This is a genomic window from Niallia sp. FSL W8-0177 (assembly GCF_038006285.1).
Lineage (GTDB): Bacteria > Bacillota > Bacilli > Bacillales > Cytobacillaceae > Niallia > Niallia circulans_A.
Genome location: NZ_JBBOUX010000001.1, coordinates 2,085,361 through 2,101,926, shown reverse-complemented (window position 1 = coordinate 2,101,926; position 16,566 = coordinate 2,085,361). Strand labels below are relative to the sequence as shown.

The following is a 16,566-nucleotide window of genomic DNA, read 5'->3' as shown; positions in this document are numbered from 1 at the left end:
TGTATAATATTATAAATGAAAAGATTGGTTTCTAAAAGTCCGTTGCTTTTGCAATAGTTACAGTAAAAAGTGAAATACTGAGAAGTCCGATTAATTACGGTAGATGGGAGAAAGTGAGAGATCCTACAGCTGAAGGAAGGAGCCCAAAGGATTTTGGGCTCCATCTTCAATCTTTATAAAACATAAGGATTAGTGGATTTTTATATCTTTTAGTGGAGAGAATTAGTTTTTTCCTTAACGGACAGTAAGAATAATCCCGCTCTTATTGACGTCATTCTATATGTAGAAAGGTTGTTCCGTTGTGAAATACAAATTAGAATATAAATTTCAAATGAAGAAAAAGAAAGATTTTATCTATTTTACATCAGATTGGATCCAATCAAGTCTGGCTCTCGAAGCAGGGGATGAGTTGGAAAAACGTAATGATGTAGCAGATATTCTTTTTTATGATGAAAAAGGCACAAGCTGGACATTAAAAGAATTACGGAAACTAAATGAAGAAATAGAAGAAGAGCCTCATGACTTTACGATATATTTTGATGGAGGTTACCATAAGGAAACAAAAACGGCGGGAATCGGTGTCGTACTTTTCTTTCATCAAGGAAAGAAGAAATTTAGAGTTAGGGCAAATGAATTATTTCATGATATCCTCTCCAATAATGAAGCTGAATATGCTGCTCTTTGTCATGCATTAAATCTCTTAGAAGAATTGGAAGTCAAGGGTGTTACTTGTGAAGTGAAAGGGGATTCCCAAGTAGTATTGAAACAATTAGAAGGCGAGTGGCCATGCTATGAAGAAGATTTAAATAATTGGCTCGATCGGATAGAGGCGAAAATCAAAACTTTACGTTTGAGCATGGTTTATACTTCAATTAGCAGAAACGACAATAAGGAAGCAGATAAACTGGCAACTCAAGCGTTAGAAGGGAAACGTATCTATAGTAAAATGCAATTGCTCTAATCGGCCAGTAAGAAGAAAGGAGGGGTGAAGCTTGCAAAGAAAAAAATGGATGAAAGAAGCAGATGAATTAATGCAAGATTATTGTAAAGATTGTTTTCTATACCGACAAAACAAAGTAGAGTATGGTAAAAGGGGAGCTCACCGCTTTTGTATTTCGCAATGTACGGTGGGAAATAAGCTAAAGGAATATGGGGAAAAACTATCGAGTTCAAAATGATGGGATCATTTTCCATAAGCGAAAAATAAAAGGGAATTTTGCAAGAAGAAAATTCCTTGCAAAATCCCCTGAATACTATTATTAATTATAGTTTAACAACATTAGCAGCTTGAGGTCCACGGTTTCCTTCAACGATTTCGAAAGAAACTTCTTGTCCTTCTTCTAATGATTTAAAACCTTCGCCTTGAATAGCAGTGAAATGTACGAATACGTCATCTCCGCCTTCAACTTCGATGAAGCCAAAACCTTTTTCGTTATTGAACCATTTTACTTTACCGTTTTGCATAATAAATTTCCTCCTAAGCCTTTCAAGACACATGAATTGTGCCTATAAAATAAATATTTTCATAGAACAAAATAATAATAGAAAATAATTATTCTGAATTTTGTTAAATGATGTCTATAATATACACGATTACCCATATGTAGTCAAGGTTTCTAAGCGTTTTTTCGGAAAACTTAATTAAATTTTTGGAAGGGTTTTCTTATTAGCTGAATAAAAAGAAAACGAATACATAGGATGATTAAATTTGGTGTGATTCAAAATAAATGGATGAAAATATAAATACTTGGATGGGAAAAAAGGAGGGATCTGAAAGAGGTTTTTACCCATACTATTAGGTTACATAAATAATGATTTTCCACATATGATGAAATAGCAGTTTTGTTTTTTTTAGGAAATAGAATAAGAGGGTGGCTTAATGTATCGATTTTCAATGGAAAAGGAAAATTGGATTTTGCGATTTACCCCAAATATTGTTCTAGAGGAAGACAGTAAGGAAGCGATAGTAAAAAGTATTCTTCAATTAGGGAGTGTGCTGCCTAGTTTTTCACATGGCGAGTCCTTTGTCATTATGGTAAAAAAAATTGGCTTAATCGTATTCAATGTAGAAAAAATCCCATCTCTTATTTTAACGGTATCAAACATTATTGAAAAAGAAAATTGGTATATCCAAACAGACAGCAAAATAAAGAAGTATTTTATGTAAACTAGCTAACAGCTAGTTTTTTTTCATAAAACAAATAGAAATAATTTTAAAAACAACCTGTTCGCGCTTTCATTGTTATATCTGCGGGATTCAATCCTGACAGACATTTGAAAGAAGTTTTTTATGCAAAAATTTCCTATGAAAAAAAGCAGAAATTATCCATGAAATCATTGAATTATAGGGGGAAATGTGTTTTTATTAACATGATTACTATTATATTACTAAGTTTATTTATCAATGAAATAAACCCAAAACAAGTAAAGTAAAAAAATAAATAAAAGGGAAGATTTATTAAAATGATTGAAACGATTGTAAAGAGCAGTCAAAGTCCGTATTATGAAATTTCCAGAGAAGACCAGATGATCCTTAGTCCGTTTGAAGGCACTGTTAGTGAGATTCTAATGAAGGAAAAAGCTTATTTCTATGAGTGGGAACCAATTTTGACTATTAGAACATTAGCAGGAGAAATAAAAGATGTCAGTGTTCCTTTTAGTGGATCTGTGGTGGAACTTTTAGTAAAACCTGGTGATAAAATTGCAATAAATACGAGGTTAGCTTCTTTACAGGATGATTTATTAGTTACTGGTTGTGATTGATGATGCAAATGCATAGAGCTTTGCGAAATCTGAAAAAATATAAAATTGGTTATCGAACCTTTAAAACAGCAGTTGCGGTAAGTATAGGAATAACTATCGCCCAGTTTTTTTACTTAGATTTCTATGTATCTTCAGCGATTATAACCATACTTTGTGTTCAAAACTCGAAGAAAAAGTCTTTGCATAGTGCATTTTCACGTTTTATCGCATGTATGCTTGCCATTCCATTTTCCTATATTTTCTTTGAGGGGATGGCGTATGAACCGTATATCATTGGTTTATTATTGCTATTATTTATCCCAACCACTGTCTTACTTAAGGTAAATGAAGGGGTTGTAACAAGTACTGTTATTATCCTCCATATATATTCCACCAACCATATGACTTGGGACGTTGTTCTTAATGAATGGGCATTGATCGTAATTGGAATTGGAGCAGCATTACTTGTTAATAGCTATATGCCTAGTCTAGATAAGGAAATGAAAGTACATCAAAAGGATATTGAGTCCTATTTTAAAGCATTATTGATGGATATGGTTGTTTACTTGCGGACAAATGAAATCACAGAAGAGTATGCTTCAAAATTAAAGCGTGCATCAGATATTGTACAATGTGCAAAATCAGTCGCCTATCGTGATGTAGAAAATCATTTTACTCGAAAAGAGAATTATTATTATCATTACTTCACAATCCGAGAAAAGCAATTAGAGATTATATCAAGGCTTTTTGATCGAATTTTATCTGTAGAGACATTAGATAATCAACGAGAGCTGGTGGCAGACTTTCTGGAAGAACTTAGTTTATGTGTCCATTCAGGAAATACGGCCGTATTATTTTTAAGTAAACTCCAAAGAGTAGAAGAGCTGATCAAGCATGATAAACTGCCTGCTGACTGGGATTCATTTGAAGAACAGGCGCATGTTTTTTTTGTTTTAAAAGAATTAGAACAGTATTTACAAATTAAAAAATCCTTGAAGGTGGCATATTAGTTATCTTAAGGAAAGACGGAGAATTTCATTTGCTATGTTCTCCGTCTATTTATTATGGATAGGCAAACTTCCCTTTTGTATTGGTAAATTAATAGCATAAATATAGTAATCTCTATAAATTATTGAAACACTTCTATCCCAAATTATTCATGGAATAGATTGGCTGCTAATAATAAACCACAAACTGACTAGGATCCTGAAAACCAAGTTCACTTTGTGGTTTCGCTTTTTGTTTTTACCACAATTTCCTTCGGAAATGGATAAATTCATAAAATCAGAAACCTCATGAGCTGGAATTGGACAGACTTCTCCCTTGTTAGAACGCGTTTCACAAAAATTGTTTATATCTGCAGGACTTATTCTATTTTGACTTGTAATCGTTGGATATTTCGTAACGTTTGCCAGAATGCATCTTTGTATAAGCAACTACTACATAATTTGAACGTGATATAACGAGAAGATCGTATAACTTTACCCGCGATTTTAATGAGTTGACTGCGTAACGTTTCCATCGTTTGATTTCGCACTTTGTTTGGCAAACAAATTCTTCGGAACCAATTATGGAAATTATAAGCTAACACGGACATTTGGAGACGCATGGCATTTGTTTTTTGAGAATGGCTACTCAACCAATCAAACGCAAAACCATTTTTACCTTCCTTGATAAAGTTCTCCATCGTTCCTCGATTTTGATAGGTCTTTACTATGTTTTTGGCGTTGGCAGAAAGACTTGTCACAATAAATGTATAGGTAAATAAGAGTTCATCAGTTGGCTTTTCTAGCTTAATGATGACTCTTCGTTCAGTATGCCATGATGCAGCTTTATAGTTCATTTCTTGATAAAAGACACAAGGTTTCGATGTGATTTCAAGGTTTTTTGTAATCTGTGCTTCTAGTTCTTGGGCAAACCCATTTAATTTGGCATTCGCTTTTAGGCGAATCACAAAATGCACGTCATATTTTTCACACAATTCATATAACCCTGGAGATGCAAACCCACTATCTCCGCGAATGATGATGGGACAGTGGGGATACAGTTCCTTAAAGTGAATCAGAACAGGTTCCAAAAATTCAACCACGCCATTTGACGTATACACATTTCCACTTCGGAGGACAGCCTTGATACAGTCACCCGTAAGCCCATCAAATAAGAACAAAGGATGAAAGCCCATCGTCCGATAATGTGCATTATAAGCGGTATTTTCTTGATTTCCTGTTGTCTCGAAATTAGCAGAATCTATATCGAAGATATAGCCGTCACTTGGCTTCACCAGCTGTACACGATCAAATAAGCATTGGATAGTCTGTTGAAATTGATTAACGGTTTCTTCGTCTACTTTTGAGTTTAATCGTGAGATGGTAGGTTGGGAGGCCAATCGTTCTTTAGAAAAAACGCGAAGCATCGTTGGTTCGACTTGAAGGTCATCGGCTGCATTGTCTGTATGATAGCCTGCGAGATGTTGATACACTTTTTGCATGATGACATCATGATTAGAATGAGTGTGATGAGAGGAAGAATCTGAAATGTTGATTTTTTCTTTAATCATTTTCGTAATGTCCAGTTTCTCATCAAATTCTTTGTATAAAAGCAATCCTGAATCGGACGAGAGATCGCCGCCATCAAAATTAATCTTTACTCTTTTATTGAAATGTAAGCTCGTTTCTTGTACACTTTTCATATGGAACCCCTCATTTTTCGTTTTTTTTGTGGTGATTAAAACATATCAAAATTGAGGGTTCTTTTCACTAAAAAAGTGAAAATAAAAAAGCGAGAGTCTCTTAGAGTGATAAGAGTTTCTCGCTTTTTTGTATGAATAATGTAGGTTGTATTTATATACTCTCTTTATATTTAGAAATTAAATATTCATTGTTTCCGACTAATCCAAGTTTAAATGCTTTATTTACTATTTCTGACACCTGTCCTGAATAAAATGTATTTCCAGAATGTTTGAGCCTATCTTCAAGAATACCCTTATGAAAGCTTGAAGTGTCACGAGCTAAATCTTTATTTATTATTTTATTATCTTTAATAGCTTCATTAAAAGTAGAAAAACCCATTCTATTCTTCATTTCTTCTACAGTATTATTACCATACTTGTTTACTGTTTCCATGTGTTTTTTGAACCTTGAAACTAAAGATAACTGTGTATATGCATGAAAGGATGCTTTGTCATTAATTTTCATATAATCACCTTACCTTATTCGATTAAAAAGCTGATATTATCATAGAATGTAGTGTTATCATAGTAATTTAGGGCAGAAATATTTATTGCACCTGAGCTTAACAAGTTCTTTGGTATTTCATAATACTTAATCCATCCATACACAATATTATCTGATCCTACTAGTGGTTCATCTGGCAAGGCTTTAATTGTCTGAGCAGTAATATCTGTTCCACCACTGTTAATTCTCAACCAACCTTGACGTTCAGTACCCTCAACATAAATTGCTAGATAAACATATTCTCCTTTTAAAGGAATACTTGCACTAAGTTTGATTAAATTCAATATCTTCCCACAGGAAGTCATTGCCATCTGATGTAATACCAATTATTTGCAAGTTTGTTAGGGGAGTTGCCGGTCCTGCTAAGGTTTTAGTAGGAGTTACTGAAAATACAAACGAAAATGATAATACTGCAACTGCAATAATTCCGAGAATCTTTTTCATACTATTCCTCCTAAATTTTTTTTGTATAAATTTAATATCGACATTAGATGCAAGTTGTATATAGGGAAATACTACCATATTAAGAAATTTTTTTATTTTTGTTTCTTCAGGAAATTCAGTAAAAGTTCATATCAATTGTCTTCGTGCCCGGGAAATCGACTGACTTCTCCCTTGGATGATTACGTCTTTTTCAAATTTGACTACATCTTCATGAAACTACTCTATTTTGACCCGCAGGTTTTGGATATTCCCTAATGTTAATCATTTCCGTAATACCGAGCTTTTCATCAAACTCTTTGTATAAAAGTAACCCTGAATCGGACGTAAGGTCACCGCCTTCAAAATTAACCTTTACTCTTTTATTGAAACTTAAGTTCGTTTCTAGTACACTTTTCATATAGAACCCCTCCATTTTTTGCTTTTTTATCGTGATTAAAGCATATCAAAAATGAGGGTTCATTTCACTTGAAAAGTGAAAATAAAAAAGGGAGAGTTTCTTAGAGTGATAAGAGTTTCTCGCTTTTTTGTTCTTTCGTATGAATAATGTAGGTTCTATTATCCTCTAGTTGCATTTCTACTGCTTTTCCCCTTTCTATACAATTATCTTTTTTGCGATTATAATATTATTTTGTATAAAATAACAAGGAACGTAAGTTATGAAAAAAGGTGATATAGATGAAATTAATATTGGCAGAAAAACCATCTGTATCGAAAAACATTGCAGATGCTTTAAAAATAAAAAACAGACAAGATGGCTATTTTGAAGGAAATGGCTATATTGTTACATGGGCTTTTGGCCATTTATTGCAGTTAAATGATGCGAAAGACTATGATGAAAAAATGTCTACATGGAAGTTAGAAAATTTTCCATTTATTCCTCCGAAATTTCAATATAAAGTAAAGTCTGATCCGAAAGATAGAGACAAGCCCGACCGTGGAGCAGAAAAACAACTGAAAATTATTCATAGGTTAATGAAAAGACAAGATGTAGATTCAATCATATCTGCCTGTGACTATGATCGAGAAGGACAGCTAATTGGAGATAGTATTATTTATAATTTAAAAACGGAAAAAGAAGTTTACCGACTATTGCTGAATGAATGGACACCGAATGAAGTATTGAATGGATTAAATAATCTTCGTTCTAATAAAGAGCTGAGACCTCTTCAAGCTGCCGGAGTTAGCAGACAATGGGCCGATTGGTTAATTGGTATTAATTTAACCTCTGTGGCAACCTTGAAATATCAAAAAGGCAAAGGGAAGGCATTGAATATTGGAAGAGTTTTATTGCCAACGCTTAAAATCATTTATGATCGTGATAAAGAAATCGAAAATTTCGTTCCAGAAAATTATTATAAACTGCAAGCAACGTTTTTAACGGAAAATGGAAGTAGTTATACAGGTACTTATCTAGAAAACAAAGAAGAAAAGTTTAAAGAAGAACTATATTTGAAAGAAATAGAAGAACAGATTAAAGGCAAAACAGCAGTTGTAATAGATAAGAAGGTACAAAAGAAAAAGGAATATCCGCCTTTTTTGTTTAATCTTTCTAATCTTCAAGGCTATATAACTAGCAAATATAAGGGATGGACAGCTGATAAAGTATTAAAAGTTGCGCAAAGTCTCTATGAAAAGAAATATATCACGTACCCAAGAACTGCGAGTATTGCCCTAGAAGAAAGTCTTATTGCGAAAACAGAAAAAGTGGTAAATCTCCTCGCCGCAGATTTACCGTTTAAAAATGAAGTGAAATTTGTGCCATCCAAACGAATTTTTGATAATAAAAAGGTGGAAAGTCATAGCGCAATTATTCCTACTTATGTTCTCCCCAAAAAATTAAGCCAAGAGGAAGAACAAGTATATGTAGCAATAAAAAATCGGTTATTAATGCAATTTATGCCTGTTGCTGAGGTAGAAGAGACGAGAATCATCACAAGCGTGAATCAAGTGGAATTAAAAGGAAGATTCGTAACAAAAGGAAAAGTTCAATTAGTAGAGGGCTGGAAAAAAATTGAAAATATACAATCGAAAGATGTTATGCTTCCGTTAGTAAATTTGCAAGAAGAGGTTTTAACACAAAAAGCATCCACTAGCATCCATACTACACAGCCGCCAAAGGAACATACGGAAAAGACACTGCTTCGGCTGATGGAAACTTGCGGGAAAAATTTTGATGCGGATACAGAGGAAGATGTATTATCCATTTTAAGCGGATTTAGCATTGGGACGCCAGCTACTCGTGCTGAAACAATAAAAAAACTAAAAGATATTGGTTATATAGAAGCAAAAAATAAAAGCTTAGTTTGTACGGAGTTAGGAAGAAGAATGGTCGAAATCTTTCCAATTAAAGATTTGTTTAACTTAGATTTCACAGGAAGACTTGAAAAAACACTTTATGATATTGAAAAAGGACAATTTAGTAAACAACAATTTTTGCAAATAATTAGCAGCTTCACAACAAACGCGGTGGAAACAATAAAGAAGGAAGAAGATATCATTATCCAAGAAGTTACATATACCAAGGGCAAAACAGAAGTATTGGGGAAATGCCCCCTTTGTGGTCATGCTGTTATAGAAGGAAAAAAGGGGTTTGGCTGCAGTAACTGGAAAAATGGCTGTAAATATGTCATTTGGAAAAATGATAAATTTCTTGGGACCATGAAGAAGAAGCCGACGAAAACGATGGTTAAAGCACTACTCAAGAATGGGAAAGCGCCAGTTAAAGGATTAATTAGCAAAAAAGGAAATAAATTTGATGCTATCATGAAATATGAGAAGAATCAGGATAACGAGTATTTTAGTTGGAAAATGGAATTTCCCGAATAGATTTTGCTACAAATTTGTATCAGTGCTAAAATAGAAAGATAAAAGCACATGGAATTTACTTGAGGGAACGAGTTTTTTAAGAAGCTTATGTTAGAAAGAATCTTGTTTCCTTATTTTTTTTATAGTAAAATGCTTAAGAAATACTTTTATGCCACACTATTTTAACTAGCTTATTCTAAAACGTTTATTCCCTCTGTAAAGAGGTGAATTTTTTGTTTAAACAAGTATTTACATACATATAACGTAGACAAGCATGATGGAATAGAATAGAAAAAAGGAGTAATCCTGGTAAAGGAGGGGTTGAATTGCCGACACCTAGTATGGAAGACTACATTGAGCGCATTTACAACCTAATAGAAGATAAAGGATATGCACGAGTATCAGATATTGCCGAAGGCCTATCTGTCCATCCCTCCTCTGTAACAAAAATGGTTCAGAAATTGGATAAGGATGAGTATCTGGTTTATGAAAAATATAGAGGCTTGGTTTTGACCCCAAAAGGAAAGAAAATCGGCAAGCGATTAGTGTATAGACATGAACTTTTAGAGCAATTATTAAGAATTATTGGGGTGAAAGAAGAAAATATATATGATGATGTAGAAGGAATAGAACATCATCTAAGCTGGGACTCTATTGATCGTATTGGTGATTTAGTGCAATTTTTTGAAGAGAATCCAAAACATGTAGAAGAGTTAAAAATAATTCAGCAAAAAAACGATTCAATCGAATAAAGAAAGGGCAATTTTCTCTAGGTGTGTGCTTTAATAAAGCAGAATAAACGCCTACAGAGAATTGCCCTTATTGTCTATTGGAAAACGGTTAAAAAATAGGTGGATAATTGTCAAAGTTATCTATTATCGAGTAGGGTAAATCTTCTTGCTCTCTTTCATTTTCCATAATTTCTACTCCGTCAATTATCCCAGTTTCGATATCAAGCAAAGCTTTTCGATAGGAAATTACTCTACCATTAGATGTTTTAAAACTAATAATGTCTCCCATATAATTTCGTTCTACTGCAACAATTTTTTCCATAATTAGCTCCTTTCTTTGTAATCACATACGATTTTTTCTTGCCAATTAATGTATATAAAATAGTATATACAAACCCATTTGAAATTATCATGAATTGCCGGATGCAGTGATAGATTATAGAAGAAAATATATTTAACATTACCCTATATTTTTATTTTCATGCAACTAGCTAAATGATATCCTTAAATTAACAATTTTAGAAGAGGTGAGAAAATGGGGAGATATGACTTAGAGGAGTTTTTAGCTAAGACAGAGCAGCAAGATAAAAATGAAGGAATTTTCGAACTAGAAACAGAAAGGATGCTTGAAATTAATTTAACAAATAAAATTTGGGCGAAAGCAGGAAGTATGGTTTCTTATCGAGGAAATATTCGGTTTACTCGCGAAGGTATTTTGGAACACGGAATAGGTAAAATGTTTAAAAAAGCGTTAACTGGTGAAGGTGCTTCTTTAATGAAAGCAGAAGGAACGGGTAAACTTTACTTAGCTGACCAAGGAAAGAAAATTTCCATTCTCCGTTTAAATGGTGATTCTATCTTTGTAAATGGCAATGATTTACTAGCATTTGAGCCGTCTATCAAATGGGATATTAAGTTAATGAAAAGAATTGCCGGGATGCTTTCTGGCGGCTTATTTAATATCAACCTGTCAGGAAGTGGCATCGTTGCGATTACGTCACATTACGAACCATTAACATTAAGAGTTACTCCAAATAACCCTGTATTCACAGATCCTAATGCGACAGTTGCTTGGTCGGGAAGTCTACAACCAGAATTTGTAACAGACATTACTCTTAAATCATTTTTTGGAAGAGGCAGCGGAGAATCCATTCAAATGAAATTTTCGGGAGAGGGCTTCGTCGTTATTCAGCCATACGAAGAAGTATATTTTTCGAATAGTGGAAGCAATAACAGTTAAATAAACTCTCATTAAAAAGGGTGGGACAAAGCAAAATAAATAATGGATAAAGACGAACAATCTCTAATTTAGTGGTGAATCCAATTCGTTCCATTGCGTTACAGACACTCCCTTTCCGCGGGGAGCAACCTAAGCCTCCTCGGCAAGCCTGAACGAGGAGGCTTGGCGCTCGCCCCATGGAAAGCGAAGTGTATTCAGGCTGCGGGTGATTACCACAAACCTTTTTTCTTCAATAAATAAAAATCCCAAACAATTATACGAATCCTTTTTAGTATGAATGTATAATTGTTCGGGTTATATTAAATTGAAATACTTTTATCCCAACCTCTTATTTTAAGTTGGAATCTTATGTGCCAGCTATTTTTACTTGGTGTGTGTCATTTCCACTCATAAGGTGTTTCTTGATACACATAATAATTCAGCCAGTTGGAAAATAGTAAATGAGCGTGGGACCGCCAACTATTTAATGGCTTTTTACTAGGATCATTCTCGGGAAAATAACCGAGGGGTAGGTGAATATTTAAACCTTTTTCTTTGTCTCGTTTATATTCTTCAGCAAGTGTGCTAGAATCATACTCTAAGTGACCAGTAACCATGATTTGTTTGCCTTTATTTCCACTAATAATAAAGGCGCCAGCTTCATCAGAAGCAGACAACAGCTCAAGTTTTGGATGTGCTTTGATTTCTTCAATTGATACATTAGTATGTCTTGAATGGGGAGCTAAATAGCTGTCATCAAAACCACGCATTAATTTATCTGACGGATTTAAGACATGGTGGGAGTAAATTCCATAACACTTTTGTTCCAACTCATACTTATTAATGCCAAAATGGTGAAATAAAGCTGCCTGAGCTCCCCAGCAAATATGCAGAGTAGACGTTACATTTGTTTTCGACCATTCCATTATCTTGGTTAATTCATCCCAATAATCAACTTCTTCAAAACTCATTAATTCCACAGGCGCTCCTGTAATAATCATTCCATCGTATTTATTTGTTTTTATTGCTTCAAAATCGCGATAAAACTGTTCTAAATGATAGGAACTTGTATTCTTTGACTCATACGATGCTGTTCTCAAAAAGGAGATATTGACCTGCAAAGGAGTATTCCCAAGCAAACGCAATATTTGTACCTCCGTTTTTTCTTTTTGAGGCATTAAGTTTAATATTAATATGTTTAATGGTCGAATATCCTGGGTTCTTGCACGCCCTTCTTCCATTACAAATATATTTTCATCTTCAAGTATTTCTCGTGCTGGCAAGAGCTGAGGAATTCTTATAGGCATAAAGGTATGTCTCCTCCTATAGTTATAATCGTCTTTTCTGTATTGTCTGTGGTGTCACTGCCGTTTTTTCATATCAATCGCATTTAAACGATAAATTAGTTATTACTTTCTCCCATCAATATCATAGCTTATTATAAATTTGATTGGAATATGTCGCAATCATAATGTTTTGAATTTTTGAAAGATATTATATAATCTTGTGAAAGGAAGGAATGTTAAAAGGGATTTATGGATTATTTTTAAGTATGTTTGTAAGATAATGATTTTGTCGAAACGTGTATGTATCACGTCTCTTTTAATGTACAATGTTAAAGGAAGACTGAAATTACCAGAGGATAATCATGGAGGTATAGACGAAAATGAAATCTGACATCGAAATTGCTCAACAAGCTGTAATGAAACCAATAATACATATTGCCGAAAAGCTAGGTTTATCAGATGATGATCTTGAATTATATGGAAAATATAAAGCGAAAATAACAGCATCAACCTTAAATAAGTTGAAAAATAATAAATCAGGTAAACTTATCCTTGTGACGGCTATTAATCCAACTCCTGCTGGAGAAGGCAAATCAACTGTTACAGTCGGATTAGGAGATGCGTTGAATAAATTACAGAGAAAAACCGTCATAGCAATGAGAGAACCTTCTTTAGGTCCTACAATGGGGATCAAAGGAGGGGCTGCAGGCGGAGGAAAAGCGCAAGTATTGCCTATGGAGGATATTAATCTGCATTTTACTGGAGATCTTCATGCTATTACAACAGCCAATAATGCGTTGGCAGCTTTAGTAGATAATCATATACATCAAGGCAATGAATGTCGTATTGATCAGCGCCGTATAGTTTGGAAAAGAGCAGTTGATCTAAACGATCGTGCGCTGAGAAAAGTAGTGATTGGTTTAGGAGGGCCATTACAAGGAGTTCCGAGAGAAGATGGCTTTGACATTACGGTTGCTTCTGAAATTATGGCTGTTTTATGTCTGGCCGCAGATATTAATGATTTAAAAGTTCGACTGGCTCGAATGGTCGTTGCGTATAATTTAGACAGAGAACCTGTAACTGTGGGAGATTTGAAGGTAGAAGGTGCGCTTACATTACTTTTAAAAGACGCAATTAAACCAAACTTGGTTCAAACAATCGAGCATTCTCCAGCGATTATTCATGGCGGTCCGTTTGCCAATATTGCCCATGGCTGCAATAGTGTCATTGCAACTACTGCTGCTGTCAAATTAGGAGACTATGTTGTCACTGAAGCTGGGTTTGGTGCGGATTTAGGAGCAGAGAAATTTTTAAATATTAAGGCTAGGAATAAAGAGATAGATCCTGAAATCGTCGTGATAGTTGCGACAATTCGTGCCTTAAAAATGCATGGAGGAGTCGAGAAGAAAGAGCTAGGTGTTGAAAATATAGAAGCGCTGCGAGCGGGTTTTGCTAATTTACAAAAGCATGTAGAAAGTATTAAAGAATTCGGTTTACCATTTGTTGTTGCTATTAATAAATTCGTAACAGATACTGAATTAGAAATTAGTTTGTTGAAAGAGCTTTGTGAACAAGCACAAATTCCTGTTGCTTTAACAGAGGTTTGGGAAAAAGGTGGAGATGGCGGTATAGAACTTGCTCAAAAGATTTTAGCGATTCTCGAAAAGAAAGAACAAAGTTTTCGACATTTATATTCGCTTAATACTACAATAGAAGAGAAAGTGCTTGCGATTGCCACAAAAATTTATGGAGCGAATAGGGTAGAATATTCTTCAAAAGCAAAGAAACAGATTGCCGACTTTGAAAAATTTGGTTGGGGGCATCTTCCTATTTGTATGGCGAAGACACAATATTCTTTATCCGATGATCCATCATTGATTGGCAGACCAGAAGGATTTTCAATTACAATCCGTGAATTTAAGCCATCTATTGGGGCGGGCTTCCTTGTAGCACTCACTGGTGAAGTCATGACAATGCCAGGTTTACCGAAAACTCCTGCTGCTTTAAACATGGATGTTGATGAAGACGGTAAAGCAGTTGGATTGTTTTAATATCCGGATGTATTAAGGAAAAAGGAGAACAAAGGATGTTTGATCCCACAGCGTTTGAAAATATGAGAACAGTAATGGAAGGCTTGATATATGATAAAGATTTAGATGGGGATATTATTGTCTTAGATCGAAATGATGTATTTAATAGTAGTAAGCTATCAAGAAATTATACCATTACTTTTCGATTGAAAAATCAACAAAATGCTAAGCTAATGTTTGAATTATCCGCTGATTTACAAAATTTATCGGCTGAACTTTTAGCGAGTGTAAAAAAAGAAAAGTGGATTGGTGCAACCGTATATATTCATCTTTTTTTACGACATAAACAAGACAAAACTCTTTATCCCTTGATACAGCAATTAGTGGAAGAGATATGGGGAAAAGATTTGAAGATTAGGCAAGAAATCAGCTATCAGCCACTTGAGGCGGAGCAAACGATTCTGAATCATATTACGATTGATTTTAATCGTTTAATCACAGAAGAACAGATAGATGATATGATTACGATGATGGAATTTATGGAAAAAACTTTAACTGCACTTCAATCGATTGATTCATTATTAACTGTATAAGGAGAGTGTAAAATGAGCATTTACGATTTTAAAGTAAAAACGATGGATGGAAAAATGCAGGCATTAAGCACTTTTAAAGGGAATATCCTATTAATTGTGAATACTGCAAGTAAATGTGGTTTTACTCCTCAATTTAAAGAGCTGCAAGAATTGTATCAAATGTATAAAGAGGAGGGGTTTGTGGTTCTGGGTTTTCCAAGTAATCAATTTATGAGTCAAGACCCGGGAACAAATGAAGAAATAAAATCATTTTGTGAAGTGAATTACGGTGTGACTTTTCCGATGTTTGCTAAAATTGATGTGAATGGTAAAGAAGCAGATCCTCTTTATCAATATTTAACAAAAGAAGCACCAGGTGCATTAGGTGTGAAAGCAATCAAGTGGAATTTTACGAAGTTTCTTATTGATCGCAATGGAAATGTCGTGGACCGCTATGCACCAAGTACAAGTCCTAGCGAGATAAAAGCAGATATTGAAAAGCTTATCCGATAACAGAAAAAAATAGGGATCTTCTGCTTTTAGTGAACGAACACCCTGTCACTAAAGGCTGAAGATCCTTATTTTTTATGATAAGGAACGATTAACGATAAGAAAAGAGGCGGATAAATCCACTTTTTTTCTCCTTCGTTTCCCGCTCATTTAGATCGGCCAGCTTCTTCTTTCTAGATTTAGCATAGTATTGTTCCTCTTTTTCTTTTAGAACAATTGGATTTTCTAATAAAGTTATTTTTCTTTCTTGACTGGCAATATGTTCTTGCTGAAATTCGATATGCTCTTGCTGCTTTTTTAGTTGCTGTACTAATACTTGATTGAAATTTTTTTGGAGTTCTAATTCTTCTTTGATTGTTTGTAAATCCTGAAGAATTTTTTCCGTAGCTTCAGTGGCAATGGGGATAGAGGCAGGTAAAGGCCTTGTCAGCTCATCTTCAATTTGTCTTAAAGACATTTGTTTTTCATTACGCATTTGTTTAACTTTTACTAAAATATCTAAGCTTTTTTGATCGAAATATCGGTAGCCATTTTCGCCAATAATGACTGGTATGAGTGTTTTCAATTCTCTTAACCAATTTCGAACAACACCAGGACCTTCATTAATATATTCCGCAGCTTCCTTCACACTTAATAATTTGCTGTTTTCTTCCTTAATCGTAAGTTCTTTTTTTTGTACGCTTAACATTCTATACACCCCTCATTATAAAATAATCGAAACAGACCAATGGCAAGAAGGACGTTTAAAACCCTTGTCTTTATAATTTTCGTGAAAAGAAAAAAAAATCCTTTGACGAGCTTTGTCTAGTTTTGTTGGATATACATAATTATTAGAAAAATTATTATTATGGTATCTTTACAAAAATTCTTAATAATAATACGATAGAATAGGAATGCTGGAAAAACATTCCTGCAATGAAGAAAGGAGGAGCTAGGATGAATACAAATAAAAATATATCAATACAAACAAAAATGAAAAATAAGAGGAAAGAGG

Annotated in this window: 20 protein-coding genes; 11 read left to right on the top strand and 9 right to left on the bottom strand. The window is 34.1% G+C overall.

Annotated features, from left to right (window positions below):
• Window positions 1-301 precede the first annotated feature (301 nt).
• Entirely contained in the window at window positions 302-961 is a 660-nt protein-coding gene (locus NST77_RS10355; RefSeq protein WP_095331940.1) for a reverse transcriptase-like protein, read from the top strand.
• A 31-nt stretch (window positions 962-992) separates the two neighbouring features.
• Complete coding sequence (locus NST77_RS10350; protein ID WP_095331941.1) at window positions 993-1,178, top strand: zinc-finger domain-containing protein; 186 nt, start codon at window positions 993-995, stop codon at window positions 1,176-1,178.
• A gap of 85 nt (window positions 1,179-1,263) precedes the next feature.
• Here the strand turns inward: NST77_RS10350 and cspD are convergent, their stop codons facing one another.
• Entirely contained in the window at window positions 1,264-1,464 is a 201-nt protein-coding gene (gene cspD, locus NST77_RS10345; protein ID WP_009332654.1) for a cold-shock protein CspD, read from the bottom strand.
• A gap of 415 nt (window positions 1,465-1,879) precedes the next feature.
• Here cspD and NST77_RS10340 point away from each other — a divergent pair, with 415 nt between their 5' ends.
• The 3 genes from NST77_RS10340 (at window position 1,880) to NST77_RS10330 (ending at window position 3,752) form a co-directional block, all read left to right on the top strand.
• A complete protein-coding gene (locus tag NST77_RS10340) occupies window positions 1,880-2,167 on the top strand; it encodes a hypothetical protein (RefSeq protein WP_163186205.1) in 288 nt (95 codons plus the stop codon).
• Window positions 2,168-2,463: 296 nt separating this feature from the next.
• Complete coding sequence (locus NST77_RS10335; protein WP_095331959.1) at window positions 2,464-2,763, top strand: hypothetical protein; 300 nt, start codon at window positions 2,464-2,466, stop codon at window positions 2,761-2,763.
• 2 nt (window positions 2,764-2,765) lie between these two features.
• On the top strand, window positions 2,766-3,752 hold the full coding sequence (locus NST77_RS10330; protein WP_341122951.1) for an aromatic acid exporter family protein: 987 nt from the start codon (window positions 2,766-2,768) through the stop codon (window positions 3,750-3,752).
• Window positions 3,753-4,108: 356 nt separating this feature from the next.
• On the opposite strand, the gene NST77_RS10325 is transcribed toward NST77_RS10330, so the two are convergent.
• The 5 genes from NST77_RS10325 to NST77_RS10305 all read right to left on the bottom strand — a co-directional run bounded on the left by NST77_RS10325 (window position 4,109) and on the right by NST77_RS10305 (window position 6,816).
• Complete coding sequence (locus NST77_RS10325; RefSeq protein ID WP_095331960.1) at window positions 4,109-5,431, bottom strand: IS1380 family transposase; 1,323 nt, start codon at window positions 5,429-5,431, stop codon at window positions 4,109-4,111.
• A gap of 151 nt (window positions 5,432-5,582) precedes the next feature.
• Window positions 5,583-5,936: a hypothetical protein gene (locus NST77_RS10320; RefSeq protein WP_341122950.1), complete on the bottom strand. Its 354-nt coding sequence runs from the start codon at window positions 5,934-5,936 to the stop codon at window positions 5,583-5,585.
• A 14-nt stretch (window positions 5,937-5,950) separates the two neighbouring features.
• Window positions 5,951-6,286 (bottom strand): hypothetical protein, encoded by a 336-nt coding sequence (locus tag NST77_RS10315; RefSeq protein WP_341122949.1) that lies wholly within the window; start codon window positions 6,284-6,286, stop codon window positions 5,951-5,953.
• Window positions 6,240-6,419, bottom strand: a complete 180-nt coding sequence (locus tag NST77_RS10310) for a hypothetical protein (RefSeq protein ID WP_341122948.1) — start codon at window positions 6,417-6,419, stop codon at window positions 6,240-6,242. The genes NST77_RS10315 and NST77_RS10310 overlap by 47 nt, the downstream gene beginning before the upstream one ends.
• A 208-nt stretch (window positions 6,420-6,627) precedes the next feature.
• A complete protein-coding gene (locus NST77_RS10305) occupies window positions 6,628-6,816 on the bottom strand; it encodes a transposase (RefSeq protein WP_095331965.1) in 189 nt (62 codons plus the stop codon).
• 278 nt (window positions 6,817-7,094) lie between these two features.
• On the opposite strand from NST77_RS10305, the gene NST77_RS10300 reads away from it, so the two are divergent.
• On the top strand, window positions 7,095-9,245 hold the full coding sequence (locus NST77_RS10300; RefSeq protein ID WP_095331967.1) for a type IA DNA topoisomerase: 2,151 nt from the start codon (window positions 7,095-7,097) through the stop codon (window positions 9,243-9,245).
• 305 nt (window positions 9,246-9,550) lie between these two features.
• Entirely contained in the window at window positions 9,551-9,976 is a 426-nt protein-coding gene (gene mntR / locus NST77_RS10295) for a transcriptional regulator MntR (protein WP_095331968.1), read from the top strand.
• 88 nt (window positions 9,977-10,064) lie between these two features.
• Here mntR and NST77_RS10290 read toward each other — a convergent pair whose 3' ends face one another.
• A complete protein-coding gene (locus NST77_RS10290; RefSeq protein ID WP_095331969.1) occupies window positions 10,065-10,277 on the bottom strand; it encodes a DUF3892 domain-containing protein in 213 nt (70 codons plus the stop codon).
• A 213-nt stretch (window positions 10,278-10,490) separates the two neighbouring features.
• On the opposite strand from NST77_RS10290, the gene NST77_RS10285 reads away from it, so the two are divergent.
• Window positions 10,491-11,195 carry an AIM24 family protein gene (locus tag NST77_RS10285; RefSeq protein ID WP_095331971.1) on the top strand — a complete coding sequence of 235 codons (705 nt, stop codon included), beginning with the start codon at window positions 10,491-10,493 and terminating at the stop codon, window positions 11,193-11,195.
• 377 nt (window positions 11,196-11,572) lie between these two features.
• On the opposite strand, the gene metA is transcribed toward NST77_RS10285, so the two are convergent.
• Window positions 11,573-12,481, bottom strand: coding sequence for a homoserine O-acetyltransferase MetA (gene metA, locus NST77_RS10280; protein ID WP_163186208.1), 909 nt, complete (start codon window positions 12,479-12,481; stop codon window positions 11,573-11,575).
• Between the two features lie 359 nt (window positions 12,482-12,840).
• Here metA and NST77_RS10275 point away from each other — a divergent pair, with 359 nt between their 5' ends.
• The 3 genes from NST77_RS10275 to NST77_RS10265 are packed head-to-tail and all read left to right on the top strand — an operon-like array spanning window position 12,841 to window position 15,575.
• Window positions 12,841-14,511, top strand: coding sequence for a formate--tetrahydrofolate ligase (locus tag NST77_RS10275; RefSeq protein ID WP_163186211.1), 1,671 nt, complete (start codon window positions 12,841-12,843; stop codon window positions 14,509-14,511).
• 35 nt (window positions 14,512-14,546) lie between these two features.
• Entirely contained in the window at window positions 14,547-15,083 is a 537-nt protein-coding gene (locus NST77_RS10270; RefSeq protein WP_095331978.1) for a hypothetical protein, read from the top strand.
• A gap of 12 nt (window positions 15,084-15,095) precedes the next feature.
• Window positions 15,096-15,575 (top strand): glutathione peroxidase, encoded by a 480-nt coding sequence (locus tag NST77_RS10265; RefSeq protein ID WP_163186214.1) that lies wholly within the window; start codon window positions 15,096-15,098, stop codon window positions 15,573-15,575.
• A gap of 88 nt (window positions 15,576-15,663) precedes the next feature.
• On the opposite strand, the gene NST77_RS10260 is transcribed toward NST77_RS10265, so the two are convergent.
• A complete protein-coding gene (locus tag NST77_RS10260) occupies window positions 15,664-16,260 on the bottom strand; it encodes a MerR family transcriptional regulator (RefSeq protein WP_095331982.1) in 597 nt (198 codons plus the stop codon).
• Between the last annotated feature and the right edge of the window lie 306 nt (window positions 16,261-16,566).